The organism is Xanthomonas arboricola pv. guizotiae, from assembly GCF_002940205.1.
In the GTDB taxonomy this organism is placed as follows: Bacteria; Pseudomonadota; Gammaproteobacteria; order Xanthomonadales; family Xanthomonadaceae; genus Xanthomonas; species Xanthomonas arboricola_C.
This window is the reverse complement of record NZ_MDSK01000001.1, coordinates 38,596-65,343: the sequence shown is the minus strand read 5'-3', so window position 1 is coordinate 65,343 and position 26,748 is coordinate 38,596. Positions and strand designations below refer to the sequence as shown.

Genomic DNA, 26,748 nt, shown 5'->3' with positions numbered 1-26,748 from the left:
GCGGTCGGGACGACATGACCCGGCGGCCTGCGCCGGCGAGGTCCCGGCAACGTCAGCGTGGTCCGGGTGCGGCAGGCGCAACGCGCGTCTCTGCTACTGCACCCGGCAATGCCGCGCCACGCCATGGACTGGCGCGCGTGCTGTCCAAACTGGGCGTGTGTTCGCGTACCGAAGCGGCGCGCTGGATCGTCGACGGGCGGGTCAGCGTGGCGGCGCGCGTAGTGCACGATCCCGAATATCCGATCCGCGCCGATCAGCACTCCACTATCCGCATCGACGGACAGCCTATGGCCGGCCCGGCGCGGTGCTACCTGATGCTCAACAAGCCGCGTGGCGTGGTCACCACCGCGCGCGACGAGCAGGGCAGGGACACGGTGTATCGCTGCTTCGATGGCGCCGGATTGCCATGGCTCGCCCCGGTCGGGCGACTCGACAAGGCCAGCGAAGGCCTGCTGCTCTTCAGCAACGATCCGCAATGGGCGGCCACGGTGACCGATCCGGCGACCGGGCCGGACAAGACCTATCACGTGCAGATCGATTGCCGCCCGAGCGCTGCGCAACTGGCGCAACTGCAGGCCGGCGTGGTCGATCCCGATCCGGACGGCGAGGGCGTGCTGCTGCGCGCCAGGCGGGTCGGCGTGCTGCGCGAAGGCGAGCGCAATGCATGGCTGGAGATCGTGCTGGACGAAGGCCGCAACCGGCAGATCCGCCGCTTGTTGGCTGCGGTGGAGATCGGCGTGCTGCGGTTGGTGCGGGTGGCGATCGGCTCGCTGGCGATGGGCGAGCTGGGCAAGGGGGCGTGGCGGATGCTCAGTCCAGCCGAAGTCAGCGCGCTGACGGCGGCTCCCGCCAGCGCGCCAGACGCGCGCTGAGCAGGGCGCTCACCACCTCGACGGCGCGGGCGTCGCCGGCACCGTTGGCATCGTGGCGTCGGCCCTTGGCATGATTGCAGCCGGCACAGGCCAGGGCGAGATTGCGCGCTGCATTGGCATCGTTGCCGACCAGCGCACACAGGGCCGCCGCCGCGCGACGGCCGAACCAGGCCTGCGGGACCACGTGTTCCAGCGTGGTGTGCCCGAGCGGTTCGCCATCGCCGCGCAGTTGCAGGCGCCGACGGCAATGCAGGCAGCGGGTTTCCCAGTTGCCATGCAACAGCTGCGCCTGGGTATCGGTCTGCGCCGCGAGCAGCAGCCGTTGGCGCAGCACCGAGCGCATCAGTGCTGGATGACGTCCAGTTCGCGGCCGATCTTGATGAACGCGTCGATCGCCTGATCCAGCTGCTCGCGGGTGTGCGCGGCGCTGATCTGGGTGCGGATACGCGCCTGGCCCTTGGGCACCACCGGGAAGAAGAAGCCGATCGCGTAGATGCCTTCTTCCAGCAGCCGCTCGGCGAATTTTTGCGCCAGCGGCGCGTCGTAGAGCATTACCGGGCTGATCGGGTGCACGCCGGGCTTGAGGTCGAAGCCGGCAGCGGTCATGCGCTCGCGGAAGTAGCGGGTGTTGTCGACCAGTTGCATGCGCAGCTCGCCGGCGGCTTCCAGCATCTGGAAGGCCTTGATGCCGGCAGCCACCACATGCGGCGGCAGCGAGTTGGAGAACAGGTAGGGGCGCGAGCGCTGGCGCAGCAGTTCGATGACTTCGCGCTTGGCGGTGGTGAAGCCGCCCAGGGCGCCGCCCATCGCCTTGCCCAGCGTGCCGGTGATGATGTCGATCCGGTCCAGCACGCCCTTGACCTCGGCCGAGCCGCGGCCGCTGGCGCCGAGAAAGCCGGTGGCGTGGCATTCGTCGATATGCACCAGCGCGTCGTACTTGCGCGCCAGCGCGGTGATTTCATCCAGTGGCGCGATGAAGCCGTCCATCGAGAACACGCCGTCGCTGGTGATCAGCTTGGTCTTGCACCCCGCGGCGTCGGCGGCCTGCAGCTGCGCTTCCAGATCGGCCATGTCGCAGTTGGCGTAGCGGAAGCGCTTGGCCTTGCACAGGCGCACGCCGTCGATGATGGAGGCGTGGTTGAGCGCGTCGGAAATGATCGCGTCCGCTTCGCCGAGCAGCGGTTCGAACAGGCCGCCGTTGGCATCGAAACAGGCGGCGTAGAGGATGGTGTCCTCGGTGCCGAAGAAGTCGGCGATGGTGCGCTCGAGCTGCTTGTGCAGGTCCTGGGTGCCGCAGATGAAGCGCACCGAGGCCATGCCGAAGCCGTGCGTGTCCAGCGCGTCCTTGGCGGCCCGGATGATGTCCGGGTGGTCGGCCAGGCCCAGATAGTTGTTGGCGCAGAAGTTGAGCACGCTGCGGCCATCGGCCAGGGTGATCCGCGCCGACTGCGGGCCGGTGATGATGCGCTCGGACTTGAACAGGCCCTGGGCCTGGATGGTGTCCAGTTCGGCGGCGTAATGGGCGGTCAGCGCAGCAGGAGCGTTGGTCATGACGGTCGCAGTGGCAAGAGACGCATGATTTTAACGATCACGGTGGCATACCACTACGTCATGCAGAATCGGCATAAGGTGCGGCCTTGATGTCATTTCACCGCCTGCGTGCCGCTGCGCAGCATGGCATGCTTGCTGTTCAGCTGCGCCCCAACGGTTTGGAGATTGCTGTGACCCACCCCCGCTTCCGTCTTGTATCGACCGTGTTGTGCAGCCTGCTGGTCCTGGCCGGCCCGGCAGGTGCGCGCGATATCGGCCTGCTCAATGTCAGTTACGACCCCACCCGCGAGTTCTATCGCGACTACAACAGCGCCTTCGCCGCGAACTGGAAGCAGAAGCATCCGCAGGACACCGTCACGGTGGAGACCTCGCATGGCGGCTCCGGCAAACAGGCACGGGCGGTGATCGACGGCATCGAAGCCGATGTGGTCACGCTGGCGTTGGCCTACGACGTCGATGCGATCGCCGAAAAGGCCAAGCTGATCGACAGCGACTGGGAAAAGCGCCTGCCCGACAACAGCGCGCCGTACACCTCGACCATCGTGTTCCTGGTGCGCAAGGGCAACCCGAAGAACATCCACGATTGGCCGGACCTGCTGCGCTCCGGCGTGGCGGTGGTGACCCCCAACCCCAAGACCTCCGGTGGCGCGCGCTGGAATTACCTGGCCGCCTGGGCCTACGCCGACCACATCTTCAAGGGCGACCGCGAGCGCATCCTGCGCTATATGCAGGCGTTGTTCCGCAATGTGCCGGTGCTCGATACCGGTGCGCGCGGCGCCACCACCACGTTCGTGCAGCGTGGCATCGGCGATGTGCTGCTGGCCTGGGAAAACGAGGCGCTGCTGGCGCGCGAAGAGCTGGGCAAGGACAAGTTCGAGATCGTGGTGCCCAAGCTGTCGATCCTGGCCGAGCCGTCGGTGGCGCTGGTCGACAAGAATGTCGACAAGCACGGCACCCGTGAGGTGGCCGAGGCCTATCTGCGCTACCTGTATGCGCCGGAAGGGCAGAAGCTGGCGGCCAAGCATTTCTATCGCCCGCGCCATCCGGAATTTGCCGACCCTGCCGACCTGGCGCGTTTCCCGGACATCAAGCTGGTGACCATCCAGGACGCGTTCGGCTCGTGGGACAAGGCGCAGCAGGAACACTTCGCCGACGGTGGCGTGTTCGATCAGATCCAGGCAAAAAAGTAGGCGATGCAGATGTCGGTTGCACACCACCCAGCGCCGTCACCGCGCCGACGCGTGATGCCGGGGCTGGGCTTGAGTCTGGGTATCACGCTGACCTGGCTTGGCCTGATCGTGCTGATCCCGTTGCTGGGCATCTTCATCAACACCAGCGGGCTGGGATGGGACGGCCTGTGGCGGGTGTGGAGCGAGCCGCGCGTGCTGTCGGCGCTGCGGGTGAGTTTCGGCACCGCGTTTGCGGCCGGCGCCTTCAATGCGGTGATGGGCACCTGGGTGGCCTGGGTGTTCGTGCGCTACGGCTTTCCGGGCAAGCGCCTGTTCGATGCGGTGATCGACCTGCCGTTCGCATTGCCGACCGCAGTGGCCGGCATCGCGCTGACCGCCTTGTACGGCGGCAACGGCTGGGTCGGGCGCTGGCTGGAGGCGATCGGCATCAAGGTGGCCTACACCCAGCTGGGTATCGTGCTGGCGCTGGTGTTCGTCGGGTTGCCGTTCGTGGTGCGGGTGGTGCAGCCGGTGCTGGCCGAGAGCGAGCGCGAGCTGGAAGCGGCCGCCGCCACGCTGGGCGCATCGCGCTGGCAGACAGTGTGGCGGGTGGTGCTGCCGGGACTGTGGCCGGCAATCCTGACCGGCTTTGCGCTGGCCTTCGCGCGTGGCGTGGGTGAGTACGGTTCGGTGATCTTCATCGCCGGCAATCTGCCCAATTCCACCGAGATCGCGCCGTTGCTGATCACCATCCGGCTGGAAGAATTCGACTACGCCGGCGCCACTGCGATTGCCGCGGCGATGCTGCTGCTGTCGTTGGTGATTTTGCTGGTGGTCAATACGCTGCAGGCACGCCTGCTGCGCTATCAACGGAGGACTGCATGAGCGATGCTGTTTCGCCGCTGCCTGCCATGTTGCACACCCGCCAGATGACCGAGCAGACCCGCCGCATCACCGACTCGGCCACCAACGAGCCGCGTTGGGTGCAGTGGTTGATGATTGCGGGGGCGCTGCTGTTCCTGCTGGCGTTCCTGCTGCTGCCGCTGGTGCTGGTGTTCGCCGAGGCGCTGCGTGGCGGCGGGGCGACCTTCCTGCGCGCGATCGTCGACCCGGATGCGTTGTCGGCGATCAAGCTGACCCTGATCGTCACTGCCATCGTGCTGCCGCTGAATCTGGTGTTCGGCGTGGCGGCGGCGTGGGCAGTCAGCAAGCACCAATTCCCCGGCAAGCGTTTGCTGATCAGCCTGATCGACCTGCCGTTCTCGGTGTCGCCGGTGGTGGCGGGCCTGATCTTCGTGCTGATCTTCGGCCGCAGCGGCTGGGCATGGCCGTTGATCGACGAAGGCTGGCGGCTGCAGTTGCCGTTTTTTGGCGAGCTGCTGATCCAGTTGCCGCGCATCGTGTTTGCGTTGCCCGGCATCGTGCTGGCCACGACCTTCGTCACTTTCCCGTTCATCGCGCGCGAGCTGATGCCGTTGATGGAACAGCAGGGCAGCGATGAAGAACTGGCCGCCTTGAGCCTGGGCGCCAATGGCTGGCAGATGTTCTGGCGGGTGACCCTGCCGAACATCCGCTGGGGCCTGCTGTACGGCGTGTTGCTGTGCGCGGCGCGTGCGATGGGCGAGTTCGGTGCAGTGTCGGTGGTGTCCGGGCATATCCGCGGGCGCACCAACACGCTGCCCCTGCATGTGGAAATTCTCTACAACGAATACGCCTATAGCGCCGCGTTTGCGTGTGCCTCGTTGCTGGCACTGACCGCGCTGCTGACGCTGGCGCTGAAGACGTACCTGGAATGGCGGCACGGCGATTCGCTCGCTGCCAACCACCGACATTGAGGTGAACATGGGCATCCGCATCCACCGCCTGCGCAAGCAGTTCGATACGTTCACCGCGCTGGACGACATCACCCTGGACGTGCGTCAGGGCGAGTTGCTGGCCTTGCTGGGCCCGTCCGGTTCGGGCAAGACCACCTTGCTGCGGATCATGGCTGGGCTGGAGCATGCCGATGGCGGGCAGGTGCTGTTCGGCGACGAAGATGCCACCCGCATGAGCGTGCAGTCGCGTCGGGTCGGCTTCGTGTTCCAGCACTACGCGCTGTTCAAGCACATGGACGTGTTCGAGAACATCGCCTTCGGCCTGCGGGTGCGGCGCGGCAACGAGCGCTGGGCCGAAGCGCGTATCCGCGCACGCGTGGAGGAGCTGCTGGCGCTGGTGCAGTTGCAGGGCCTGGAGCAGCGTTATCCCACCCAGCTGTCCGGCGGCCAGCGGCAGCGCGTGGCGCTGGCGCGCGCCTTGGCGATCGAGCCGCGCGTGCTGCTGCTGGACGAGCCGTTCGGTGCGCTGGATGCGCAGGTGCGCCGCGATCTGCGCCGCTGGCTGCGCGAGCTGCACGAGCGGACCGGCCTGACCACGGTGTTCGTCACCCATGACCAGGAAGAGGCGCTGGAGCTGGCCGACCGCGTGGCGATCCTCAACCGTGGCCGCATCGAGCAGCTCGACACGCCGGCGATGATCTACGACAAGCCGGCCTCGCCGTTCGTGTACTCCTTCGTGGGAGCGGTGAACCGCATCCCCGGCGTGCTGGCGCAAGGCCAGATCCAGGTTGCCGGGCATGCCTTGCCGGTGGCCAATGCCGCGCTGGCGGCTGGCCCGGTAGAGGTCTACGTGCGGCCGGAGGATCTGGTGCCGGACGATGCCGGCTGGCCGGCCACGGTGGCCTGGTCGCAGCGCAGCGGGGCGCGTCTGCGCCTGCGCGCGACGCTGGAGCCGGCAGGCAACGAGGTGGAAGTGGAGCTGCCGGCATCGGCGGGCAGCTTTCAGCCCGGGCAGCAGCTGCGGCTGGCTGCGCGGCATTACGGCGTGTTTCCGGTCTGATCTAAGCCGGGATTGGGGATTCGGGATTGGGGATGCGCAGAAGCGAAGCGAATCCCTGCTAATTTCTAATCCCCAATCTCCACTCCCGGCCCATCAAGATTTCGCGCCGGCGGTCGATGAGACAGAGCGCTGACCAGCGTCATCGGCTCTCCAGCGTGTGCGCTGGGTCAAGCGAGCGCGACGTGCATGTTGCGCTGCAATGACGGTTGGACTAAGAAGTCATGGCAGTCCCGCCTTGCGCAATCCGACCGCCCATCGTTCCAGGAGATGTCCATGAAGCCGTCCTCGCTCGCGTGTTGTCTGTCGTTGCTGTTGCTCGGTGTGGTGCCGTTGGCACAGGCGCAGGACGAACAAGCCGCCGCTTCTCCCTTCAGCGGCACTTTTGCGGTGACCAGCGACTACCTGTTCCGCGGTATTTCGCAGACCAATGAAGAGCCGGCCTTCCAGGCCGGACTCACCTACAAGACGCCGTTCGGCCTGTACATCGGCACCTGGACGTCCAACGTCGACTACGGTGCCGGCGATCCGGATTGGGAAGTGGATGGCTTTGTCGGCTACAACACCGATCTGGGCACCAACTTCAATTTCGATGTGATGGTCAATCGCTACCAGTACCTGGGAGCGGGTGCGTCCAATTACGCTGAGCTGATCACCAAGACCACGTTCCTGAAAACCTATAGCCTCACCGTTGCCTATACCGACGATCTCTACGGCAGCAAGACCGATGGCTACTACTACGCGCTGGATGCCAACTGGTCGCTGCCCTACGACTTCACCTTCGGCGCGCATGCGGGGCACAGCGTCTATACCTCGTCGCTGAGCCAGGTGGATCACGACTACAACGACTTCGGCGTGAATGTCGGCAAGGCCTTCGGTCCGCTGGGTTTGAGCGTGGGCTATTACGACACCAGCGAGGCAGCGGAATTCGGCTTCGGTCGACAGAATTCGCAGAACCATCTGGTCGCGACTGCCACGGTCACCTGGCCGTGATGCCGTGATGGCAATCGCTGGAACAGCGGCTCTAACGACTCGGCCGTGCAGTGGTAGTGGTGAGGCGGCAACAAGAGTTGATGCCCGGGTTCTTCGGTGTCTAAATTTGAAGGACAGCGAGGCTCAAATATCGTTTGTTTTGTCTTTGAATGATGCATCGTGCGGATAGATCACTTGCGGAGCGGCTGATCTGCTGCCTGGCTGCAGGGCCCTTGCCCGCCCACCGTCGCGGGCGCGCTGGGCAACGCGATGCAGCGCGCCGACCGGCTCGCCCTGCGCCTGCGTGCGCACAGCCCGCAGGCGCGACTGCAATTGCTGCAACGCCGGCAGCAGGACGCCGGCCGCCAGCTGCGCGCGCGCATGACACGCCGCAAGGACGTCCATGTAGGCTCTTACGCGGCATCCATGCCGCGTAAGGTCCCGCGACGGTGAGCGGGCAAGGGCCAGTTGAGACGGTCGGTGTGCAGGTTGCAAGCGGGACATGGCGTGCGTTGTTCGGACGACGGTGCGTCTGACAAACGTTCCATCACAAGCAGAGCAACAAGCAGGCTTTCAACAAGGTAACCGACGCATTTTCTGGTGCGGTGAGGGCGCCGCGCCCTCGACCAGTGAGCGTTGCCTGCTGCGTTGCCTGCGCTCTGAAGACGGACATGCAAAAGGCGCCTTGCGGCGCCTTTTGCGTTGAAACGTATCGGCCGATCAGTTCCAGCTCAACACGACCTTGCCGGCCTTGCCTTCTTCCATCAGGTCGAAGCCCTTCTGGAAATCGTCGATCGGCAATTGGTGGGTCAGCACCTTGTGCAGCGGGAAACCCGACAACACCAGTTGCGTCATCTTGTACCAGGTCTCGTACATTTTGCGGCCGTAGATGCCCTGCACGGTGAGGCCCTTGAAGATGATCTTGTCCCAATCGCAACCGGCGCCGCGCGGCATGATGCCGAGCATGGCGATCTTGCCGCCGTGGTACATGCAGTCGAGCATGTCGTTGAAGGCGCGCGGGTTGCCGCTCATTTCCAGGCCCACGTCGAAGCCTTCCATGTGCAGGTCGGCCATGACCTCCTTGAGCGAGGTCTTGGACACGTTGACCACGCGCGTGGCGCCCATGTCGGCCGCCAGCTTGAGGCGGAAGTCGTTGACGTCGGTGACCACCACGTTGCGCGCACCGATGTGCTTGCAGATGCCGGCGGCAATGATGCCGATCGGTCCGGCGCCGGTGATCAGCACGTCCTCGCCGATCACATCGAACTCCAGCGCACAGTGCGCAGCATTGCCGTAAGGATCAAAGAATGCGGCCAGCTCCGAGGGAATCTGGTCGGGGATCGGCCACAGGTTGCTGGCCGGCATCACCATGTACTCGGCGAAGGCGCCGTTGACGTTGACGCCGATGCCGACCGTGTTGGGGCACAGGTGCGGGCGGCCGCCACGGCAGTTGCGGCAGTGGCCGCAGACGATGTGGCCTTCGGCCGACACGCGCTGGCCGACCTGGTAGCCGGTCACCGCCGAACCGAGCTCGGCCACGCGGCCGACGAACTCATGGCCGATGGTCAGGCCGGGCTTGATGGTGCGCTGGCTCCACTCGTCCCACAGATAGATATGCAGGTCGGTGCCGCAGATTGCGGTCTTTTCCAGCTTGATCAGCACCTCGTTGGGGCCGGGGCTGGGAACGGCGACCTGTTCCAGCCAAATGCCCTTGTTTGCTTCGCGCTTGACCAGCGCCTTCATCGTCTGCGCCATCTGGCGGGACCTGCTGAGTGAAAGTAAGACGGCGATTATATGCGGCGCGAGGTCGCGGCCATGCGGCGGTGCGGGAATTGCGGTGTTGCCCGACACGGATCATGGCGGGGTAGGGCCGGTGCCGCCCTTCTCCCAGCGGGAGAAGATGGCGCAGCGCCGGATGCGGGGGCGCCTCAGAGATTTACCAGTACATGCAAAGACAAATGCGTCGCCACGCGTCGCCAGGCTGGATCACCGGCGTCACCCTCACCCTAGAAGCCCCTGCTCCGCGCCCCTGCCCGCACGTGCGGGCAGGGCGCTCCCAACCACGCGCGCCGGTGGCGCGCAAGCCGTGCCTTCTCGCCCCGAAGGAGAGGGGCTACAGCGGCGGCGACTCAGAACTTCACATCCAGACTCATGAAGGTCTGCCGCGGTGCGCCGACCACCATGGTCTGGTTGTAGCCATCCGGATCGGAGGCGACATAGCCGTTGGTGCCGGTGCTGGCGAAATAGCGCTTGTCGGTGAGGTTGGTGATGTTGAGCGCCAACGCCACATCCGCCAGTCCACCGACACGGCCGAACTCGTAGCGCGCGCCGGCATTGAACAGCCAGTACGAGGGCACCTGCGAATCGTTGAGGAAGGTGATGTAGCGCTTGTCGACGTACTTGCCGTCCAGATCCAGGCGCAGGTTGCCGAGCTGGTAGCTGGCGCTGGAGGAGAACATCAACGCGGGGATGCCGACCACGTCCTTGCCGGAGGTGGCGACCACGCCGTTGTTGAGGTAATCGTCCTGGTAGCGCGAGCGGTTCCACGACAGCGAGTTCAACCAGCTCAGGCCCTCCACCGGGCGCCACATCAAGGCCAGATCGGCACCCGCGCTATGCACGGCGCCGACATTGCTCAGGATTGCCGCGCAGGTCTGCACGGCGGTACACGGCGAGGTGGTCAACAAGCGGTTGGAGAACTTGGTGAAATAGGCATCGGCCGACAGCTGGAACTGCGCATCCTGCACGCGGTAACCCACCTGCACGGTCTGCGATTCTTCCGGTTCCAGCGTGGAACGGCTGCGGTCGAACGCCGCCTGCGAGGTGCCGAACGGAGTGAAGCCGAACGCGGCGATGTTCTTGCTGTAGGAGGCGTACAGGTCCTTGCGCTCGTCCAGCTTGTAGTTCACGCCGACCTGCGGCAGGAAGTTGTCTTCGGCGCGGATGCGGCCCTGTGCCAGTGCGGTGGTCGGCACCAGCGATTGCGCGCGCGTGGTGGTGCTGAGCGCCTTCGCGCCGTAGTTGAGGGTCAGCCGATCGTCGAGCAGGCGCACGGTGTCCTGCAGGTACAGCATGCGGGTCTGGGTGGTGTAGCGCTGAAGGAAATCGCGACGGAACGGGGTCTGCGCTTCATACACGTTGTACAGCGAGGTATAGCCCTCGTTGCCGAGCGCGAAGTAGTTGCGCTGCTGCGTGGTGCGTGCGTTTTCCGCCCACAGGCCCGCTTCCAGATCGTGGTTGCCCCACGACCATTTCAAGGCGCTGGTGCCGCCGAAACGATCCAGGCCGTAGTCGGTGGTGCGCATCGACAGCGGCACCTGCGCAGAGGTGCGTACATACGGTGTCACCCATTGACCTTCGCCACGATTGCCGTGGTAGTAGCCGGTGGCATCCAGGGTGGCGTCGCCGAACACGAACGTGCCCGACAGCCCGGCCAGGTTGTCGCGGCGCAGGCCGCCGCCAGCGTAGTAGCTGGCGTCGAGCCAGCTGTAATCGTCGGGCAGCCCGGCCAGCGATTGCGGATAGCCGTTGGCCACGCCACTGGTGGCGCCGGTGTTCTGATACGCACGCGCCATCTGCACGGCGGTGGCCCAATCCGGCTGCAGGTAGTCGTAGTCCCAGCCCAGTGCGCGCTGGCTGGTCAACGACAGGTCCATGTAGTCGTATTCCTTGCGCCGCGAGGTGTCCACGAACAGGCTCAGACGGTTGCCGTCGCCCCACTGGTAGACGGTCTTGAGGTTGGCCTGCTCGGACTGCTGGTCGCCGAAGCCTTTCCACTTGTCGGTGCTGGCATTGGCATAGGACAGGTACGCCGACAAGCCGTTGCGGTCGCCGGTGTCGCCGCGCACGAAGGTGCGGCGCGTGGCATCGCTGCCGACCGTCTGCACCAGGCGCAGGCCCGGCGTGCTCTGCGGGTCGGCCGAGTAAAACTGCATGGTGCCGCCGAGGTTGGTGTTGGACGCGGTGCCCAGCGCACCGGCGCCTTGCGCAATTTCCACCGAGCCGAGGTTTTCCGAAATGATGGCGCGGGTGATGTGCAGGCCGTTGGTGACGCCGTAGCTCATGTTGCCGAGCGGAATGCCATCGAGCGTGTAACCCAGCCGGCTCTGATCGAAGCCGTGCAGGGTGACCTGCGTGGACCACTCGTAGGTGCCGAACGGATCGGCCGACTGGAACTGCACGCCCGGTAGCTTTTCCACTGCCTTGAAGGCGCTGCTGCCCGGTGTCAGCTGCTCGATGTCCTGCCGGCTGATGCGCTGGACCTGGCGGGTGCTGCCTTGCGACACCACGTTGATCGCGTCCAGTTGGGTGGCGTTGGTGGCGGCATCGGCCACGCTGGCCGGGGCATCGGCTACCGGCGCATCTGCACCGGCAACCGGATCGGCCGCCGGTGTGGCAGCAGAGGCGATGGCGGGGAGCAGCGCGGCCAGGGCAAGCGCCAGCGGAGTGACATGAAAACGGCGAGCGGAAGTCATGGGGGAATCCTGTTCGAGCACGGCTGAGGGCAACGCGCGGTGCAGGACCGGCGTTTCGCGACGCAGGGTGTCAACGACGTATGAAACATTGATGACGGTGGCTGTCGCAAAACTGTCGTGCTTGGCCGCTATACGTGTCGTACCCGGCCGCACTGCGCGGCGATGTACACGTATTTCCTGCAGGTTCCGTAGCCATGACGTCCTCCCCCTCGCGCCGCGATTTCCTCAGGCGCGTCGCCGCGCTGACCGCCGCCGGCGCCATGCCGTCCTCGATCGGCCGCGCACTCGCGCTGCCGGCCAACTCGCGCACCGGCACGCTGCGCGACATCGAACACGTGGTGATCCTGATGCAGGAAAACCGCTCCTTCGATCATTACTTCGGCGCGCTGCGCGGTGTGCGCGGCTTCGGCGATCCGCGCCCGTTGCAGCTGCGCGACGGTCACCCGGTCTGGAGCCAGCCGGCCGCCGATGGTCGTCGCCTGCTGCCGTTCGCTTTCGATTCGCAAGACACCTGCGCGCCGTTGATCAAGAGCCTGGATCATTCGTGGAAAGCCGGCCACGGCCAGGACCCGGCGCGCTGGGCCGAGTACGACGCCTGGGTGCCGTACAAGGGCGAATTGACGATGGGATATTTCCAGCGTCACGACATCCCGTACTACCACGCACTGGCCGATGCGTTCACCATTTGCGATGGCTATTTCTGTTCGCTGCACGGGCCGACCAATCCCAATCGCATGTACCTGTTCACCGGCACCAGCGGCACCAGCGTGGGCAATCTCGGCGCGCAGGCGGTGACCAATGCCGACGACGGCAACTGGACCGCCGACATGGCGCGCGACAAGCCCGGTTATGCGGCGATGGACTGGACCACCTATGCGCAGCGCCTGCAGGCCGCCGGCGTGGACTGGCGCGTATACCAGGAGTACGACAACTTCGGCTGCAACTCGCTGGCGTATTTTTCGCACTACCGCGATCTGCACCCCGGCGACGAACGTTATCGACGCGCGCGTGCCTGCGTGCCAGGGTCCACTGCAGACAATGCCGCCACCACGCAGGCCGAGCATCTGATCGCCGCAATCGCCGCCGACGTGCAGGCCGATCGCTTGCCGCAGGTGTCCTGGATCGTGCCGCCCACCGCGTACTGCGAGCATCCGGAAGCGCCGCCGGCCTATGGCGAATCGCTGGTGGCGCGCCTGATCGATGCGCTCACCGCCAATCCGCAGGTGTGGGCGAAGACCGCGCTGATCATCAACTACGACGAGAACGACGGCTTCTTCGATCACGTTCCCGCAGCGCTGCCGGCATTGGATGCGCGCATGGGGCGCAGCAATGTCGAGACGCGCGGGGAGGTCTACGAAGGTGTGCCGATGGGGCTGGGCATTCGCGTACCGATGCTGGTGATCTCGCCCTGGACGCGCGGTGGCTGGGTCAATTCGCAGGTGTTCGATCACACCTCGGTGCTGCGCTTGCTGGAACGCCGCTTCGGTGTGGCCGAACCCAACATCAGCCCGTGGCGGCGTGCGGTCAGCGGCGATCTCACCAGCGTGTTCGATTTCCGCAAGCCGGACGACTCGGCACTGCGCGCATTGCCGTCGGTCGACGACTACCGCGCGCGCACCGCCGCAGTGCGCAACAAGCCGCTACCGGTGCCGCCGGCCCAGGCCAGCATGCCGCGGCAGGAGCCGGGACAACGTCCGGCGCGCGCGCTGCCGTATGCCTTGCAGGTGCATGCGCGCGAGCAGGGCGACAGCGGCGTGCAACTGCAGTTCGTCAACAGTGGCGCTGCGGCGGCCGCGTTCAACGTCTACACCAACGCTGCAAGCGGCGGCCCGTGGTACTACACCGTGTTGCCCGGCACCCGCCTCCACGATGTACCGGTCGGCGCTGCGCACAACGGCGGCTATGCGCTGAGCGTGCATGGACCCAATGGCTTCCTGCGCGAATTCGCCGGCGACCTCGCTGCGGCCGGGACGCAGTCGGCTGCGCCATGGTTGGAGGCGCGGCAGGACGGCGAGGCGCTGGTGCTGGACATCGGCAATGCCGGGCAGCAGCCGTGCACGCTGCAACTGCGCGCGCTGGACTACGCAGACCCGACCGCGCGCTCGCTGCACCTGGCTGCAGGTCAGCGCCAGACCGTGCGTCTGGCGCTTGCTGCCAGCGATCACTGGTACGACGTGGTGCTGGAACAACCGGGCGCGCCATTCCGCCGCCGCCTGGCCGGGCATCTGGAAACCGGCAGGCCCAGCCGCAGCGATCCGGCATTCGGGCGCGCCTGAGCCGGCGCCGGGACGCGCCGATGATGGGCGCGCAGGGCAGGCGGGTCGGCCTGGCCTCGACGGCAACCGGGAGTCGGTGAGCCGCAACGGGATCTTCGATCCGGCGATGACCCGCAAGATCGCCGTGGATAGCCGGTATTTGCGCCGGGTCATGCCGGAGTCGCCCCGCATCGCAGCTGTTGCAGCAACTCGGCATGCGCTGACGCGGGCGGCCGGCACCGCAGCGGGAGGGGTTATCATGCGCTCCCGTTTCGCTGCGGCGAGCCGGCCCCTTCCCCAAGGAATCTCTCGCGCATGCGCATCCTGCTTGCCCGTCACGGCGAGACGCCGTGGAACGCCGAAGGCCGTTACCAGGGCCAGATCGATATCCCGCTGTCGCCGGTCGGCGAAGGCCAGGCCGCCGCCCTGGGCGCGCGTCTGCAATCGTTGGAGATCACCCGCGCGGTGGCATCGCCGCTGTCGCGTGCGCAGGCCACCGCCAGGCTGGCGCTGGGCGGCAACCGCGAAAGCCTGCTGCAGACCGATGCGGACCTGCAGGAAATCGCCCACGGCGAATGGGAAGGCCTGCTGGCCAGCGAGATCAACGACAAGGATCCGGCACGTCTGCGCGCCTGGCGTGACGAGCCCGATACCGTGCTGATGCCCGGAGGCGAATCCCTGCGGCAGGTGCTGGACCGCAGCTGGCGCGGCCTGGCGCGCGCGGCCGAAGGCCTGGGCGCGGCCGACACCTTGCTGGTGGTCGCGCACGATGCGGTCAATCGCGTGATCCTGTGCAAGATCCTGGGCCTGCCGCTGTCCCGGCTGTGGACCTTCCGCCAGGCACCGACCACGCTCAACCTGCTCGAAGGCGAGGACGTGGATCACCTGGAAGTGGTGCGGCTCAACGACTGCGCGCATCACACGCCGTTTTTTGGTGAAGCCAAGCATCGGGCGCTGTAAGACAACGCCCGGCAGGCATGCCGGGCACGTTGTGGCGTGCTGGCCCGAGCTGGCCCTGGGTCTGCACTCACATCGCCGGCATCGATGTCGAGCAGACGCATGTCGTGCAGACCGCCTCCATGCCCGGGGCGCGGGCGTGCGGTACCGGTTGAGTGGCGGGCCGCTCGCGCATCGTTTGCCGGGCCATGCGTGCATCGATCAAGCGCAGTCCCGGTGTCATCCCCAGCAGCGCGTCTCGGTGCCGTTGCGCGGTCAACGCTCCATGGTGGGCATGCGCATTGCGGCCATTTCCGATGTCCCTTGACTGCGGGCGACAGCGCTCCTCCAGTTGCTGGCTGAGGCGCGCGCACCCTGTCGGCGCATGCGACAGCACGCGATCTGCCGGCCTGCCTGGCGATGTGCGTTGCGTGCCGGCAAACGGCGATAATGCGGTTCTTCCCGCGCAGCCCTGACCGTGAACGCAACCGATTCCCTCTCCGACTGGCTCGCCTACATCGAGCAGCAGCATCCGCAGAACATCGCCATGGGGCTGGAGCGCGTGCGCGAGGTCGCGGCACGTCTGCAGCTTGCCGCGCCGGCCAGGCACGTCATCGTGGTCGGCGGCACCAATGGCAAGGGGTCCACCGTGGCCTTTATCGAGGCGATCGCGCAGGCCGCCGGCTGGAAGGTGGGCAGCTACACCTCGCCGCATCTGCTGCGCTACAACGAGCGCGTGCGCATCGACGGCAACGAGGCCGGCGACGCGCAACTGGTGGACGCCTTTGCCGCCGTCGAAGCGGCGCGTGGCCAGACCGCACTGACCTATTTCGAATACGGCACGTTGGCGGCGCTGTGGCTGCTGCAGCGCTCCGGGCTGGACCTGGCGGTGCTGGAAATCGGCCTGGGCGGGCGCCTGGACGCGGTCAACATCATTGATTCGGATGTGGCGGTGATCACCACCGTGGATATCGACCACACCGATTGGCTGGGCGAGGACCGCGAGGCGATCGGCACCGAGAAGGCCGGCATCATCCGCGCCTGGAAGCCGGTGGTGCTGGGCGAAATCGACCCGCCGTCGAGCGTGTTGCGGCGGGCCTACCAGCTGGGCGCCAATGCGATCCGCGCCGGCAGCGATTACTTCTTCGAGCCGATCGAGGCGCAGCACGCGGACGCGCCGCAGTGGCGCTGGCGCGATGTCGCGGTGACCCTGGAGCTGCCGATGCCGGCCTTGCAGGCGCCGGTGCAACTGGCCAACGCCGCCGCGGCGATCGCCGCGTTGCAGGCCTTGCCGGTGGAACTGCCCGAGGCCGCCTGGGCGCAGGGCATTGCCGATGCACGGGTGGCCGGTCGCCTGCAGCGCAGCGACATCGATGGCGTGCAGGTGCTGCTGGATGTCGGCCACAACCCGCAGGCCGCGCGCGCGCTGGCCGACGCACTGGGCGCGCAGGCGCACACCGGCAGTACCCATGCGATCTACGCCGCATTGGCGGACAAGGATGTGCTGGGCGTGGTGGAGGCGGTGGCCGCGCAGGTCGACCATTGGGCCCTGGCCGGGCTGGATGGTGCGCGGGGGCAGTCGGCGCAGGCCTTGCAGGCCCGTCTGCAGGGCAGTGCCGCAGCGCAGGCGGCCTGCCATGGCGATGTGGCGGGCGCCCTGCGCGCGGTGCTGGCGCAGGCCTCGCCGGGCGATCGGGTGCTGGTGTTCGGCTCGTTTCATAGCGTTGCCGACGCCCTAAACGCACTTCGTTCAGTCCACCCGGGGCGGTAGCCCGGCTGCGGCCTTATAATCGCCGCGGCACCCCGCCACGCCGCCTCTCGTCTCTTTACGTGGATACTGCTCTGAAACAGCGACTGATTGGCGCCATCGTTCTGGTGGCGCTTGCCGTGATCTTCCTGCCGATGCTGGTCAAGGGCCCTGCGCCGTCGAGCGGCGTGGCCGATGTGCCGCTGGAGGCGCCTGCCGCACCGGCCAATGGCGAGTTCGAAACCCGCGAATTGCCGCTGGTCACCCCGGGCGATGCGCCTGCCGGTGGCGCGCTGGGCATGCGCGGCGCCGCCACCGCGCCTGCTGCGGTGCAGGACAACCCGGATGCGGCCGATCTGGCCAACCCGTCCAGCGCGCCGTCGGCGCCTGAGGTGGCGGCCGGCAACTACGCGGTCAACTTCGGCGCCTACGCCACCAGCGCCGATGCCGACGCGGTGCTGGCGCGGCTCAAGCAGGCGCAGCTGCCCGGCTTCAGCGAAAAGACCCAGATCAACGGCCGCCCGGCCTGGCGCGTGCGCGTGGGGCCGTATGTCGACCAGGCACAGGCCGAATCGGCGCGCCTGCAGGCGGTGAAGGTGCGCAGCGACGTCAACGCCCAGGTGGTGACGCTGGATGCCAATGCCGCCGCGCCGGCGCCTGCAGCCAGTACACCGACGCCGGCGCCGGCCCCGGCCCCGGCCGCAAAACCCAGCAGCAGCGTGGCCGCCGCCAGCACCGCCGCCCCGACCAAGACCGAAAGCCTGCCGCCGGAGCCGGCCAAGCCGGTGGCCGCCGCGCCCAAGCCGGCTGAAGCGCCCAAGCCTGCTCCGGCCAAGCCGGAGGTGGCGAAGACCGAGCCGGCCAGGCCCGAGGCCGCCAAGCCGGCCGTCGCGGCGCCCGCCGCGCCGGCAGCCCCTGCGGCCAGTTCGGTCGGCTTTGCGGTGCAGCTGGGCGCCTTCGGTCGCGCCGAAGACGCCGACGCCTTGCGCGACCGCGTGCGCGCAGCCGGTTTCAGCGCCTTCGTCGAACAGGTGCGGACCGACAAGGGCGCGCTCAACCGCGTGCGGGTCGGCCCGGTGGCCAACCGGGGCGATGCCGAACAGCTGCGTGCGCAGGTGGCGGCCAAGGTCGGCATTTCCGGCATGGTGCGCCCGCATCCGTAAACCACGGCGCCGCCAACCGGCGGGCGCGGTGCATGGCGGAGATCGGCATGCCGGTGGATCCACTGCGCGCAGTGCGGCTCGTCCGCAGCCCGCCCGATCGTCGCTTGCGTGGTATCGCCGGCAGCGAGCGGATTTCCTGATCGCCTCACACCCATGGAGGGGAGCGCAATGAACACCGAGCCAGGTTGGACCAGCGGCGCGCGCGCCGCGCGGAGAAGTGGGCAATGATCGACATGGTGCTGGGCGTCATCATCCTGGTGTCGGCCCTGTTGGGCCTGCTGCGCGGGTTTGTCGCCATTGTGGTCGGCACGCTGTCGTGGTTGCTGGCCGGCTGGGCGACGTTCCAGTTCGGCGGCCCGGCCGCGCGCTGGATCGCCGATGGCAGGCATCCCTCGGCCACCGAATCGTTCGGCGGCTATGCGATGGTGTTCGTGGGCGTGCTGATCACCGTGGCGGTGATCGGCATGGTGATCCGTGCCGGGGTGGATGCGGTGCGCCTGGGCGGGATGGACCGCATGCTCGGGTTCGGCCTGGGTCTGGTGCGCGGCGGTTTTCTGGCCAGCGTGCTGGTGCTGCTGATGAGCCTCACGCCGCTGCCGCGCGAGCCGTCCTGGCGCCAGTCGCTGCTGATGCCGATGCTGTCGCCGGGCGCGAGCTGGATGCGGGCGCAACTGCCGGCCTGGCGGATGCCGTCGATGGACATGCCATCGATGGAACTCGGCAACTTGCCAACGGAGTTGGGGAAGTTGCCCTCGGCAGGCGATAATACGGACCTGGGCAAGGCGCTGTCCGGGTCCGGTCTGAGCGACACCATCACGCGTGCGCTCGGGCAACCCGGCAAAGCCGCCAGCGACGGACGCGATCCGGCGCAGGCGATGCCGGCCAATATCGATCCGGCGCAGGTTCGCGGCGGAGAAAGCGACCCGGCTCGGGTCGAGTCCCAAGGCCAGGCACGGCCCCCTTCACAGTAACGGCGCAAGCCGTAGCGGAGAACGCGCACCATGTGTGGCATCGTCGGTATTGTCGGCAACCAGAACGTCGCCGGGCAGCTGTATGACGGCCTGACCGTCCTGCAGCATCGTGGGCAGGACGCCGCAGGCATCGCCACCGCAGACGGCACGCGCCTGCGTGTGCAGAAGGCCAACGGGCTGGTGCGCGACGTCTTCGACGAAAAGAAGATGGCGGTGCTGGAAGGCCGGGTCGGCATCGCGCATTGCCGCTATCCGACTGCGGGTTCGGAAGGCATGGACGAGGCGCAGCCGTTCTACGTCAACTCGCCCTACGGCATCGCGCTGGCGCACAACGGCAACCTGATCAACACCGAGGCCTTGCGCCAGCAGGTGTTCGAAGCCGACCGCCGCAACATCAACACCGATTCGGACAGCGAAGTGCTGCTGAACGTGTTCGCCTACGAGCTGGACGCGCAGCGCATGCTCACCCCCGAGGCGGCGATCCGCGCGGTGGCCGGCGTACACCGCCGCTGCAAGGGCGGCTATGCGGTGGTCAGCGTGGTGCTGGGCCTGGGCCTGGTGGCCTTCCGCGACCCGCATGGCATCCGTCCGCTGGTGCTGGGCAAGCGCGAGCACGCCGAAGGCACCGAATACATCGTCTCCTCCGAATCGGCGGCGCTGGACATCCTCGGCTACCAGCGCGTGCGCGACGTGCGCCCGGGCGAAGCGTTGGTGATCACCGCGCGCGGCGAACTGTTTTCGGAAGTGTGCGCTGCGCCGACCAACAACGCGCCGTGCATCTTCGAATACGTGTATTTCGCGCGTCCCGATTCGATGATCGACAACATCTCGGTGCACAAGGCGCGCATGCGCATGGGCCTGAAGCTGGGCGAAAAGATCCTGCGCCTGCGCCCGGATCACGACATCGACACCATCATTCCGATCCCCGACACCTCGCGCGACGTGGCGCTGGAAATGTCCAACGTGCTTGGCGTGAAGTACCGCGAGGGCTTCGTCAAGAATCGCTACGTGGGCCGGACCTTCATCATGCCGGGGCAGGGCGAACGGCAGAAATCGGTGCGCCGCAAGCTCAACCCGATCCACCTGGAATTCCGCAACCGTGTGGTGCTGCTGGTCGACGATTCGATCGTGCGCGGCACCACCAGCCGGCAGATCGTGCAGATGGCGCGCGACGCCGGCGCGCGCAAGGTGTACCTGGCTTCGGCCGCGCCGCCGGTGCGTTACCCCAACATCTACGGCATCGACATGCCGGCGGCAGAAGAGCTCATTGCGCATGGCCGCAGCGAGCTGGAAATCCAGGAATTCCTGGGCTGCGACTGGCTGATCTACCAGGATCTGGAGGACCTGGAAGTGGCCGTGCGCGAAGGTAACCCGGACATCCAGCAGTTCGATTCTTCGTGCTTCAACGGCGAGTACATCACCGGCATCGAACCGGGGTATTTCGAGCGCATCCAGCAGCTGCGCTCGGACGATGCCAAGAAGCGCCGTCGTGCGTGAGGCTGTGCGGTAGCGCTGCAGCTCGGCGCTACCCAGACGTGGCCTAGAGCCGCTGTGCCACGCAGGAGTACCTGCATGGCGATCGCGCGATTTGGGTGCCGCCGATCGACAAGCGGGTGCGCCGCGCTGGTTCGACAGTGGCGCCAGCCGCTGGTTATACGCACCGCACCTGCAACGGCTGCGCAGTGGTCTCGGTCGCCGCTGCAGATCGAAGCGCCAGTTGTCGATCTAGCGGCGACCGCAACGATGGAGTGATGGACACGATGGATCTTCTGCAAGCCGCATACGCCTGCCTGCAGGCGGCCGATCCGCTGGAGAAGGTCGCGTTGACGCAGCGACATGCGGCCGCGTTCCGTGCCGGCACGTTGCCGTTGCCGCCACCGCAGGCGGCGCCCCCGCAGCCGATCCGCATGCCCGGCCGACCTGCAAGGCCGGTGCTGGTGCATCCGCGGCAGGTGCCGCGGCGTGGGCTGGGCAACCCGGAAGGCCGCGCCGCCTTTATCCACGCCATCGCGCATATCGAGCTCAACGCCATCGACCTGGCCTGGGATGCGGTGTACCGCTTCCGTGGGCTGCCGGCGGCGTTCTATGCCGACTGGGTTGGCGTGGCCGACGACGAATCGCGCCACTTCATGCTGCTGCGCACGCGCTTGCACGCACACGACCACGACTATGGCGACTTCGCCGCGCACAACGGCCTGTGGGAAATGTGCGAAAAAACCGCGCACGATGGCCTGGCACGCATGGCGCTGGTGCCGCGCGTGCTCGAAGCGCGCGGCCTGGATGTGACGCCGGCGATGATCGTCAAGCTGCGCTCGCTCGGCGATACCGCCACAGCCGAGGTGCTGGACACCATCCTGCGCGAAGAAGTGGTGCATGTGGCGGCCGGCTCGCGCTGGTACCGCTGGTATTGCGCGCAGGCCGGCATCGAGCCGCGCGCGCGCTTCAAGGCGCTGCTGCACGAGTACGCCGGTGGTTACCTGCATGGGCCGTTCAATCTGCAGGCGCGGCTGCTTGCCGGCTTCGATGAGGACGAACTGGCCGATCTGGTGGAGCAGGCCGGCTGAGCAGCCGGTAATGGATGCGTGGGAGGGCTGCAGTGCGCGATCTGTCGATCGCCATTTGCGGAGCAGATAGCGAATCGGCCCGTACCGACGCCACGCTGGGTGATGCGCGTTTGCACTATCGCTCGTGGAGTACCGAGCATTGCGCGGCAGAACGATTGCAGCGCACTGGGGCGATGTGCATCGCATCCCTTCGCTGTGACATCGCGCCCGCGCCCGGCTACCGCCAAACGCAACAGGCCGCCTGCGCGGCAACGCGGCTCCGACCACCGGACTGTGCGCTGCGTCTTCCCGCACAGCTGCCGGAATCGCATCCATTGAACGGCAGACATCACAAAACAGTAATTTTCTTTTGTAACAACTTGCAATCTGTAAGGCCTGGCGCGCCTTAATGGCGTCCCGGGGGCAGGGGCCCGGTGTTTCACATCCGTTACTTCCATGTCTAAGGAGAGAGAGACGATGAAGTCGAAGTCGATGTGCACCACGGTGGGTCTGATCGCCATGTGTCTGGCCGGTTCGGCCGCCGCTGCCGGCAAGCCGCTGTATCAATCCGGCCCTGCGCTGAGCCGCAGCGCGAGCGCCACCGCCACTGCCGAACCCTCGTTGCAGCGCCTGCTCAGTGCACCGTCCACCGCCAACGCGCAGGTGGTCCAGCTCGACGCCGGTGCCGTCACCGCCGCAGAAAAGCTGCTGGAGCTGCAGCTGGACGGCCAGACCATCACCGCCACCCAGGCCAAGGTCGATGCGCTGGAAGGCGGCGATAGCGTGTGGTACGGCAACCTCGGCCCGCGTGCCGGCACCCGCGCACGCACGCTGTCGGGTGTGGATCCGCTCAACTCGGCGATCCTGGTGCGCAGCGGCGATACCGTCACCGGCACCATCCGTTACGCCGGCAAGCTGTATCGGCTGCGTCCGCTCGCCGATGGCCGCCATGTGCTGGTGCAGGTGGAAGAAAGCCGCCTGCCGCAGGAGCATCCGGCCGAATACAGCCTGCTGCCGAAGATCGACATGCCCAGCGACGGGCGCGTCACCGCCGCCGCGGCGTCGTCGGGCAGCCCGGCGACCATCCGCGTGCTGGTGGTGGCCACCAATCAGGCGGTGACCGCCTACGGCGGCAACATGCAGTCGCTGGTGCAACTGGCGGTGGCCGAGGCCAACCAGGGCTACATCAACAGCAATGTCGGCATCACCTTGCAACTGGCGCGTTACGAGACCACCAGCTACAGCGAAACCGGCAATTTCACCACCGACCTGCAGCGCTTCCGCGTGACCAACGACGGTTACATGGACAGCATCCACACCAGCCGCAACACCTACACCGCCGATGTGGGCGTGATCGTGTTGAACAACAGCAGCTACTGCGGCCTGGCGTCGGGCATCGGCTCCACCGCGGCGACTGCGTTCGCCTCGGTGTACTGGGATTGCGCCACCGGCTATTACAGCTTCGCGCATGAAATCGGCCATCTGCAGAGCGCCCGTCACGACGCCACCAACGACCCCAGCACCTCGCCGTATGCGTACGGGCACGGTTATCGCTACGGCAACAGCTGGCGCACCATCATGGCCTACGACTGCAGCAGCAGCTGCCCGCGCCTGAACTATTGGTCCAACCCCAACATCAGCTACAACGGCGTGCCCATGGGGAACGCCAGCACTGCCGACAACCAGCGCGTGCTGGTCAACACCAAGGCCACCATCGCCGGCTTCCGCTGAGGACCAAGCCGATCGTTCCGTCATCGGGCCCGGCACGCAGGTGCCGGGCCTTTGCCGCTACACGCAGGCGCAGTGATCGCGCAGACTAGAGGCACTGCCGGCAGCTGCCGGCGTGTCCTGCGGAGCGGAGCACCCATGTCCAAGTCCCTGCGTTATGCGGCGCTGTGCCTGGTCGCGCTGGCAGTTGCCGGCTGCAAACAGCAACCTGCCGACCCGGCCCCTGCGCCACCCAAACCGGCGGTGTCCGCGCCGGCAGCCACGACCGGCAACGATGCCCGCGCCCGCGCGCTGGATGTGCTGGAAACCCGCCTGCAGAACGACCATTTCTATCCGGACACCTGCATCAGCATCATCGCCGAAGACGACGCTGAGCCCGCAGCGGATGCGTTCGACTTCGCCGTGCGCGAGCGGCATGGCAACGACTGCCCCGGCGACCCGCAGACCAGCCCGATACGCGATCGTTTCCGCGTGCAGGCCGATGGCACGCTGCTCTGGTACGACGTGGTCAATGCCGACTATGTCGACTACGCCGAGCATGCGCGCAGCATGCAGTGATGCTTCTGGAGACTGCATGGACCGTGCGGTTACGTATCAGCAGGCTGGTGCGATCAGGCTTGCCGACAGCGCGTCGACGCATCCGACTGCATTCCTGCACGGATGAGCAGCACGCCGAGCGTGCCACAGGCCTGATCCCGAAACCATGACGCTCGCCTGCAGACGGCGCGGCCTGTGCCCATGGCGATCTGTCGCCTGCAAACAGGTTCCGGGCGAGCGGCCTGGGCCGAGCTGGCGGCCGCTAGCCAGCTGCTGTCAGCCACGTTAAAGCGGCAACTGCTCCAGCGACACGCCGTCGGCATCCACACGCAATACCGAGCCTTGTTCGTACCAGTCGCCCAGCACGATACGTGTGCAGGTCTGGCCGCCGGCCTGCAGGGTATGGATTGCGGGGCGATGGGTGTGACCATGGATCAGGCGATCCAGGCCATACCGCACGAAGGTGGCCTCCACCTCGGCCGGGGTGACATCGGTGACGGTCTCGAAGCGCGATTGGTCGCCCTGCTTGAGTTCTGCATGGCGCGCCTGGCTGGCAGCGCGTGCCTGCTGCGCGAAGGCCACCCGCGCGGCCAGCGGCTGCGCCAGGAACTGCGCCTGAAAGACCGGATCGCGCGTCTGCGCACGGAACGCCTGGTAGGCGGTGTCGTCGGTGCACAGCAGATCGCCATGCATCAGCAAGGTCGGATGTCCGTACAAATCGACCACGGTGGGGTCGGGCAGGATGCGGAAGCCCGCACGTTGCGCATATGCCTCGCCAACCAGGAAGTCGCGGTTGCCCGGCATGAACAACACCGGCACGCCGCTATCGGCCACCGCATGCAGCGCCACGGCCACCGCATCGGCAGCGGTCGACGGCGTGTCATCGCCGATCCAGGCTTCGAACAGATCGCCGAGGATGTAGAGCGCGTCGCTACCAGGTACCTGTGTGCGCAGGAAGTCCAGAAACAGCTCGGTGATCGCCGGCCGGGCCGGATCCAGATGCAGGTCGGAAATGAACAGGGTCGTCATCGCGCCATTGTACGGCGGGAGCGGGAATCGGGAATCGGGAATCGGTGGAGCCCTGCATCGCGGAGCGGGTGCCGGGTGAAGGGCCGGCCGCGGCAACCAGAGGATCACCGGCCTGGTCGGGCAGAGGCAGCGATGACGGCGCTCACTCCTCAGCCGAGCAGCACCGGCAATCCCCATAGCGACAGGCTGGCCAGCACTACGCCGATCGCGGTGGCAGCGAGTACGTCGCTGGGATAGTGCAGGCCCAGCACCACGCGCGACAGCGCCACGCCGGCCGAAAACGGCACCAGCAGGGGCGCCAGCCACGGGTAGTAGGCCAGTGCCACGATGCTGAAGGACACCGCATGCAAGGTGTGGCCGGACGGAAAACTGAACTCGTCCAGCGGCGCCACCCAGGCGCGGATGCGCACGTCGGCCGCGTACGGGCGTGGCCGACGCGTCCAGCGCTTGAGTGATTTGTACAAGGTCAGCGCGAGTACGCCGGTGGCGGCCATATGCGCAGATGCACGCACGCCGTCCATGCCGTCGAGCAGCACCAGCAAGCCCATCAGGCTGTACCAGAACACGCCATCGCCGAGCCGGCTGATGGTGGCGAATGCGCGCCGCACCGGGTGGCGACGGCACCAGTGGTTGGCGCGCCGGCACCAGCGCGCTTCGTGACCGCGCAGAAGTTCAAGCCGCGTTGCCGACATAACGCCCCCTTGCCGCAGTGATGCCCATCAGCAAGGTCTCGAAGTCGGAGACCACGTTGTCCGGATGCAGTTTCTTCATCGCCTGCGCGGCCGCCGCACCTAGGCGCTGGCGCATCGCATCGTCGTCGGTGAGTGCGACGGCGGCCTGGATGAACGCCTCGTCGTCATCCACCGCCGCACCGCTGTGGCCGCTGCGCAGATACTCGCGCGCGGCACCGTAGTCGAAGGCCACGGTGGCCACACCGCTGGCCATCGCCTCCAGGGTCACGTTGCCGAAGGTCTCGCTGCGGCTGGGGAACAGAAACAGATCGCCGCTGGCGAAGTGGCGCGCCAGCGCCTCGCCGCGCTGGATGCCGCAGAAGATGAAGTCCGGATTCTCGTGCGCGATCTTTTCGCGTGCCGGGCCATCGCCCACCCAGACGAAGCGCGCCTTCGGGCGGATCTGCTGCAGCTTGCGGAACGCGCGAATCGCCAACGGCAGATTCTTTTCGTTGGCGATGCGGCCGACATAGATCGCGGCGAAGCCTTCGCCCTCGATGCCCCATTCGGCACGCAAGGCCGGATCGCGCCGGGCCGGAGCGAACTGCTGGCTGTCCACCGCGCGTGCCAGCAACTGCACGCGCTGGAAGCCGCCCTCGCGCAGGAACTGCTGCAGCTCGCGCGTGGGTACCAGGGTCGCCTCGGCCTGATTGTGGAAGCGGCGCATCCAGCGCAGCGCAGTGCCCTGCAGCCAGGCGGCACCGTAGTCGGGCAGGTATTCGTCAAAGCGGGTATGGAAGCCGGTGGCGACCGGAATGCCGAGCCGGCGTGCCGCACGCATCGCCGACCAGCCCAAGGGGCCTTCCGTGGCCACATAGACCGCATCCGGTTGCGTGATCTGCCAATGACGAACGAGGCGTTGGGTTGCCGGCAGCCCGAATTTCAGTCCCGGGTAGCGCGGCAGCGACGCGCCGCGCACCAGCAGGGCGGTGGCCGCATCGGTATCGCCGCTCTGCCGTGGACGCACCACGTCCACCTGGTGTCCGCGTGCGCGCAGGCCGGTTTCCAGCCCGTGCACGGTCAGCGCAACGCCGTTGACTTCGGGGGGATAGGTTTCGGTAACGATCGCGTAGCGCATGCCCGTTCTCCGGTTTTCGCTAGCTTCCGGGAGGGCGATGGCATGGATGTTGCGCGCATAAGTCGCGGCGGTGACAGTGGGGCCGGGAATGGGGAATGGGGAATCGCAAAGGCAGCGTGC

General features: G+C 66.9%; 23 protein-coding genes and 1 pseudogene. 16 read left to right on the top strand and 8 right to left on the bottom strand.

Features of this window, described 5'->3' with window-relative positions; translation table 11 throughout:
- Window positions 1–14 precede the first annotated feature (14 nt).
- Window positions 15–872: a pseudouridine synthase gene (locus XarbCFBP7408_RS00350; RefSeq protein WP_104560406.1), complete on the top strand. Its 858-nt coding sequence runs from the start codon at window positions 15–17 to the stop codon at window positions 870–872.
- Here XarbCFBP7408_RS00350 and XarbCFBP7408_RS00345 read toward each other — a convergent pair.
- Window positions 826–1,215: an HNH endonuclease gene (locus tag XarbCFBP7408_RS00345; RefSeq protein ID WP_104560404.1), complete on the bottom strand. Its 390-nt coding sequence runs from the start codon at window positions 1,213–1,215 to the stop codon at window positions 826–828. The genes XarbCFBP7408_RS00350 and XarbCFBP7408_RS00345 overlap by 47 nt on opposite strands.
- Complete coding sequence (kbl, locus tag XarbCFBP7408_RS00340; RefSeq protein ID WP_104560402.1) at window positions 1,215–2,423, bottom strand: glycine C-acetyltransferase; 1,209 nt, start codon at window positions 2,421–2,423, stop codon at window positions 1,215–1,217. Before kbl ends, XarbCFBP7408_RS00345 begins: the two co-directional genes overlap by 1 nt.
- An 89-nt stretch (window positions 2,424–2,512) precedes the next feature.
- Here kbl and XarbCFBP7408_RS00335 point away from each other — a divergent pair, with 89 nt between their 5' ends.
- From XarbCFBP7408_RS00335 to XarbCFBP7408_RS00315, 5 genes are all read left to right on the top strand, one after another.
- The gene (locus XarbCFBP7408_RS00335) at window positions 2,513–3,613 is read left to right on the top strand and encodes a sulfate ABC transporter substrate-binding protein (protein ID WP_181106498.1); all 1,101 of its coding nucleotides are present in this window, start codon (window positions 2,513–2,515) and stop codon (window positions 3,611–3,613) included.
- 3 nt (window positions 3,614–3,616) lie between these two features.
- Window positions 3,617–4,477 (top strand): sulfate ABC transporter permease subunit CysT, encoded by an 861-nt coding sequence (cysT, locus tag XarbCFBP7408_RS00330; protein ID WP_104560400.1) that lies wholly within the window; start codon window positions 3,617–3,619, stop codon window positions 4,475–4,477.
- Window positions 4,474–5,427 carry a sulfate ABC transporter permease subunit CysW gene (gene cysW / locus XarbCFBP7408_RS00325; RefSeq protein ID WP_104560398.1) on the top strand — a complete coding sequence of 318 codons (954 nt, stop codon included), beginning with the start codon at window positions 4,474–4,476 and terminating at the stop codon, window positions 5,425–5,427. The genes cysT and cysW overlap by 4 nt, the downstream gene beginning before the upstream one ends.
- Before the next feature lie 7 nt (window positions 5,428–5,434).
- Window positions 5,435–6,466, top strand: a complete 1,032-nt coding sequence (locus XarbCFBP7408_RS00320) for a sulfate/molybdate ABC transporter ATP-binding protein (protein ID WP_104560766.1) — start codon at window positions 5,435–5,437, stop codon at window positions 6,464–6,466.
- A gap of 273 nt (window positions 6,467–6,739) precedes the next feature.
- The gene (locus tag XarbCFBP7408_RS00315; RefSeq protein ID WP_104560396.1) at window positions 6,740–7,456 is read left to right on the top strand and encodes a TorF family putative porin; all 717 of its coding nucleotides are present in this window, start codon (window positions 6,740–6,742) and stop codon (window positions 7,454–7,456) included.
- A gap of 123 nt (window positions 7,457–7,579) precedes the next feature.
- On the opposite strand, the gene XarbCFBP7408_RS23445 is transcribed toward XarbCFBP7408_RS00315, so the two are convergent.
- From XarbCFBP7408_RS23445 to XarbCFBP7408_RS00300, 3 genes are all read right to left on the bottom strand, one after another.
- Window positions 7,580–7,840 carry a hypothetical protein gene (locus XarbCFBP7408_RS23445; RefSeq protein ID WP_181106496.1) on the bottom strand — a complete coding sequence of 87 codons (261 nt, stop codon included), beginning with the start codon at window positions 7,838–7,840 and terminating at the stop codon, window positions 7,580–7,582.
- Window positions 7,841–8,155: 315 nt separating this feature from the next.
- On the bottom strand, window positions 8,156–9,190 hold the full coding sequence (tdh, locus tag XarbCFBP7408_RS00305; protein WP_172641694.1) for an L-threonine 3-dehydrogenase: 1,035 nt from the start codon (window positions 9,188–9,190) through the stop codon (window positions 8,156–8,158).
- Window positions 9,191–9,564: 374 nt separating this feature from the next.
- Window positions 9,565–11,910, bottom strand: coding sequence for a TonB-dependent receptor (locus tag XarbCFBP7408_RS00300; RefSeq protein ID WP_104560392.1), 2,346 nt, complete (start codon window positions 11,908–11,910; stop codon window positions 9,565–9,567).
- A 194-nt stretch (window positions 11,911–12,104) separates the two neighbouring features.
- Here XarbCFBP7408_RS00300 and XarbCFBP7408_RS00295 point away from each other — a divergent pair, with 194 nt between their 5' ends.
- The 10 genes and pseudogenes from XarbCFBP7408_RS00295 (at window position 12,105) to XarbCFBP7408_RS00255 (ending at window position 23,811) form a co-directional block, all read left to right on the top strand.
- Window positions 12,105–14,186 (top strand): phosphocholine-specific phospholipase C, encoded by a 2,082-nt coding sequence (locus XarbCFBP7408_RS00295; RefSeq protein WP_104560390.1) that lies wholly within the window; start codon window positions 12,105–12,107, stop codon window positions 14,184–14,186.
- A 14-nt stretch (window positions 14,187–14,200) separates the two neighbouring features.
- Window positions 14,201–14,389, top strand: a pseudogene (locus tag XarbCFBP7408_RS23440) (S46 family peptidase); the annotation flags it as partial.
- A 91-nt stretch (window positions 14,390–14,480) separates the two neighbouring features.
- Window positions 14,481–15,125, top strand: a complete 645-nt coding sequence (locus XarbCFBP7408_RS00290; RefSeq protein WP_104560388.1) for a histidine phosphatase family protein — start codon at window positions 14,481–14,483, stop codon at window positions 15,123–15,125.
- A gap of 454 nt (window positions 15,126–15,579) precedes the next feature.
- Window positions 15,580–16,872 carry a bifunctional tetrahydrofolate synthase/dihydrofolate synthase gene (gene folC, locus XarbCFBP7408_RS00285; RefSeq protein WP_104560386.1) on the top strand — a complete coding sequence of 431 codons (1,293 nt, stop codon included), beginning with the start codon at window positions 15,580–15,582 and terminating at the stop codon, window positions 16,870–16,872.
- Between the two features lie 59 nt (window positions 16,873–16,931).
- Window positions 16,932–18,011, top strand: coding sequence for an SPOR domain-containing protein (locus XarbCFBP7408_RS00280; protein WP_104560384.1), 1,080 nt, complete (start codon window positions 16,932–16,934; stop codon window positions 18,009–18,011).
- A 224-nt stretch (window positions 18,012–18,235) separates the two neighbouring features.
- Window positions 18,236–18,982 (top strand): CvpA family protein, encoded by a 747-nt coding sequence (locus tag XarbCFBP7408_RS00275; protein WP_104560382.1) that lies wholly within the window; start codon window positions 18,236–18,238, stop codon window positions 18,980–18,982.
- A gap of 30 nt (window positions 18,983–19,012) precedes the next feature.
- Entirely contained in the window at window positions 19,013–20,479 is a 1,467-nt protein-coding gene (purF, locus tag XarbCFBP7408_RS00270) for an amidophosphoribosyltransferase (RefSeq protein WP_104560380.1), read from the top strand.
- A 263-nt stretch (window positions 20,480–20,742) separates the two neighbouring features.
- Complete coding sequence (locus XarbCFBP7408_RS00265; protein WP_104560764.1) at window positions 20,743–21,546, top strand: ferritin-like domain-containing protein; 804 nt, start codon at window positions 20,743–20,745, stop codon at window positions 21,544–21,546.
- A 456-nt stretch (window positions 21,547–22,002) separates the two neighbouring features.
- Window positions 22,003–23,256, top strand: coding sequence for a zinc-dependent metalloprotease (locus XarbCFBP7408_RS00260; RefSeq protein ID WP_104560378.1), 1,254 nt, complete (start codon window positions 22,003–22,005; stop codon window positions 23,254–23,256).
- A 135-nt stretch (window positions 23,257–23,391) separates the two neighbouring features.
- Window positions 23,392–23,811 (top strand): hypothetical protein, encoded by a 420-nt coding sequence (locus tag XarbCFBP7408_RS00255; protein WP_104560376.1) that lies wholly within the window; start codon window positions 23,392–23,394, stop codon window positions 23,809–23,811.
- Window positions 23,812–24,075: 264 nt separating this feature from the next.
- Here XarbCFBP7408_RS00255 and lpxH read toward each other — a convergent pair whose 3' ends face one another.
- The 3 genes from lpxH to XarbCFBP7408_RS00240 all read right to left on the bottom strand — a co-directional run bounded on the left by lpxH (window position 24,076) and on the right by XarbCFBP7408_RS00240 (window position 26,628).
- Window positions 24,076–24,819, bottom strand: coding sequence for a UDP-2,3-diacylglucosamine diphosphatase (lpxH, locus tag XarbCFBP7408_RS00250; RefSeq protein ID WP_104560374.1), 744 nt, complete (start codon window positions 24,817–24,819; stop codon window positions 24,076–24,078).
- A 149-nt stretch (window positions 24,820–24,968) separates the two neighbouring features.
- On the bottom strand, window positions 24,969–25,511 hold the full coding sequence (locus XarbCFBP7408_RS00245; protein ID WP_016902233.1) for a phosphatase PAP2 family protein: 543 nt from the start codon (window positions 25,509–25,511) through the stop codon (window positions 24,969–24,971).
- Window positions 25,492–26,628 carry a glycosyltransferase family 4 protein gene (locus XarbCFBP7408_RS00240; RefSeq protein WP_104560372.1) on the bottom strand — a complete coding sequence of 379 codons (1,137 nt, stop codon included), beginning with the start codon at window positions 26,626–26,628 and terminating at the stop codon, window positions 25,492–25,494. Before XarbCFBP7408_RS00240 ends, XarbCFBP7408_RS00245 begins: the two co-directional genes overlap by 20 nt.
- Window positions 26,629–26,748: the final 120 nt, after the last annotated feature.

Excerpts from the sequence above, each read along its gene's own strand:
- XarbCFBP7408_RS00350 (WP_104560406.1), top strand. The coding sequence starts at position 15 with ATGACCCGGCGGCCTGCGCCGGCGAGGTCCCGGCAACGTCAGCGTGGT.
- XarbCFBP7408_RS00345 (WP_104560404.1), bottom strand. The coding sequence starts at position 1,215 with ATGCGCTCGGTGCTGCGCCAACGGCTGCTGCTCGCGGCGCAGACCGAT.
- kbl (WP_104560402.1), bottom strand. The coding sequence starts at position 2,423 with ATGACCAACGCTCCTGCTGCGCTGACCGCCCATTACGCCGCCGAACTG.
- XarbCFBP7408_RS00335 (WP_181106498.1), top strand. The coding sequence starts at position 2,513 with ATGTCATTTCACCGCCTGCGTGCCGCTGCGCAGCATGGCATGCTTGCT.
- cysT (WP_104560400.1), top strand. The coding sequence starts at position 3,617 with ATGCAGATGTCGGTTGCACACCACCCAGCGCCGTCACCGCGCCGACGC.
- cysW (WP_104560398.1), top strand. The coding sequence starts at position 4,474 with ATGAGCGATGCTGTTTCGCCGCTGCCTGCCATGTTGCACACCCGCCAG.
- XarbCFBP7408_RS00320 (WP_104560766.1), top strand. The coding sequence starts at position 5,435 with ATGGGCATCCGCATCCACCGCCTGCGCAAGCAGTTCGATACGTTCACC.
- XarbCFBP7408_RS00315 (WP_104560396.1), top strand. The coding sequence starts at position 6,740 with ATGAAGCCGTCCTCGCTCGCGTGTTGTCTGTCGTTGCTGTTGCTCGGT.
- XarbCFBP7408_RS23445 (WP_181106496.1), bottom strand. The coding sequence starts at position 7,840 with ATGGACGTCCTTGCGGCGTGTCATGCGCGCGCGCAGCTGGCGGCCGGC.
- tdh (WP_172641694.1), bottom strand. The coding sequence starts at position 9,190 with ATGGCGCAGACGATGAAGGCGCTGGTCAAGCGCGAAGCAAACAAGGGC.
- XarbCFBP7408_RS00300 (WP_104560392.1), bottom strand. The coding sequence starts at position 11,910 with ATGACTTCCGCTCGCCGTTTTCATGTCACTCCGCTGGCGCTTGCCCTG.
- XarbCFBP7408_RS00295 (WP_104560390.1), top strand. The coding sequence starts at position 12,105 with ATGACGTCCTCCCCCTCGCGCCGCGATTTCCTCAGGCGCGTCGCCGCG.
- XarbCFBP7408_RS00290 (WP_104560388.1), top strand. The coding sequence starts at position 14,481 with ATGCGCATCCTGCTTGCCCGTCACGGCGAGACGCCGTGGAACGCCGAA.
- XarbCFBP7408_RS00275 (WP_104560382.1), top strand. The coding sequence starts at position 18,236 with ATGATCGACATGGTGCTGGGCGTCATCATCCTGGTGTCGGCCCTGTTG.
- purF (WP_104560380.1), top strand. The coding sequence starts at position 19,013 with ATGTGTGGCATCGTCGGTATTGTCGGCAACCAGAACGTCGCCGGGCAG.
- XarbCFBP7408_RS00265 (WP_104560764.1), top strand. The coding sequence starts at position 20,743 with ATGGATCTTCTGCAAGCCGCATACGCCTGCCTGCAGGCGGCCGATCCG.
- XarbCFBP7408_RS00260 (WP_104560378.1), top strand. The coding sequence starts at position 22,003 with ATGAAGTCGAAGTCGATGTGCACCACGGTGGGTCTGATCGCCATGTGT.
- XarbCFBP7408_RS00255 (WP_104560376.1), top strand. The coding sequence starts at position 23,392 with ATGTCCAAGTCCCTGCGTTATGCGGCGCTGTGCCTGGTCGCGCTGGCA.
- lpxH (WP_104560374.1), bottom strand. The coding sequence starts at position 24,819 with ATGACGACCCTGTTCATTTCCGACCTGCATCTGGATCCGGCCCGGCCG.
- XarbCFBP7408_RS00245 (WP_016902233.1), bottom strand. The coding sequence starts at position 25,511 with ATGTCGGCAACGCGGCTTGAACTTCTGCGCGGTCACGAAGCGCGCTGG.
- XarbCFBP7408_RS00240 (WP_104560372.1), bottom strand. The coding sequence starts at position 26,628 with ATGCGCTACGCGATCGTTACCGAAACCTATCCCCCCGAAGTCAACGGC.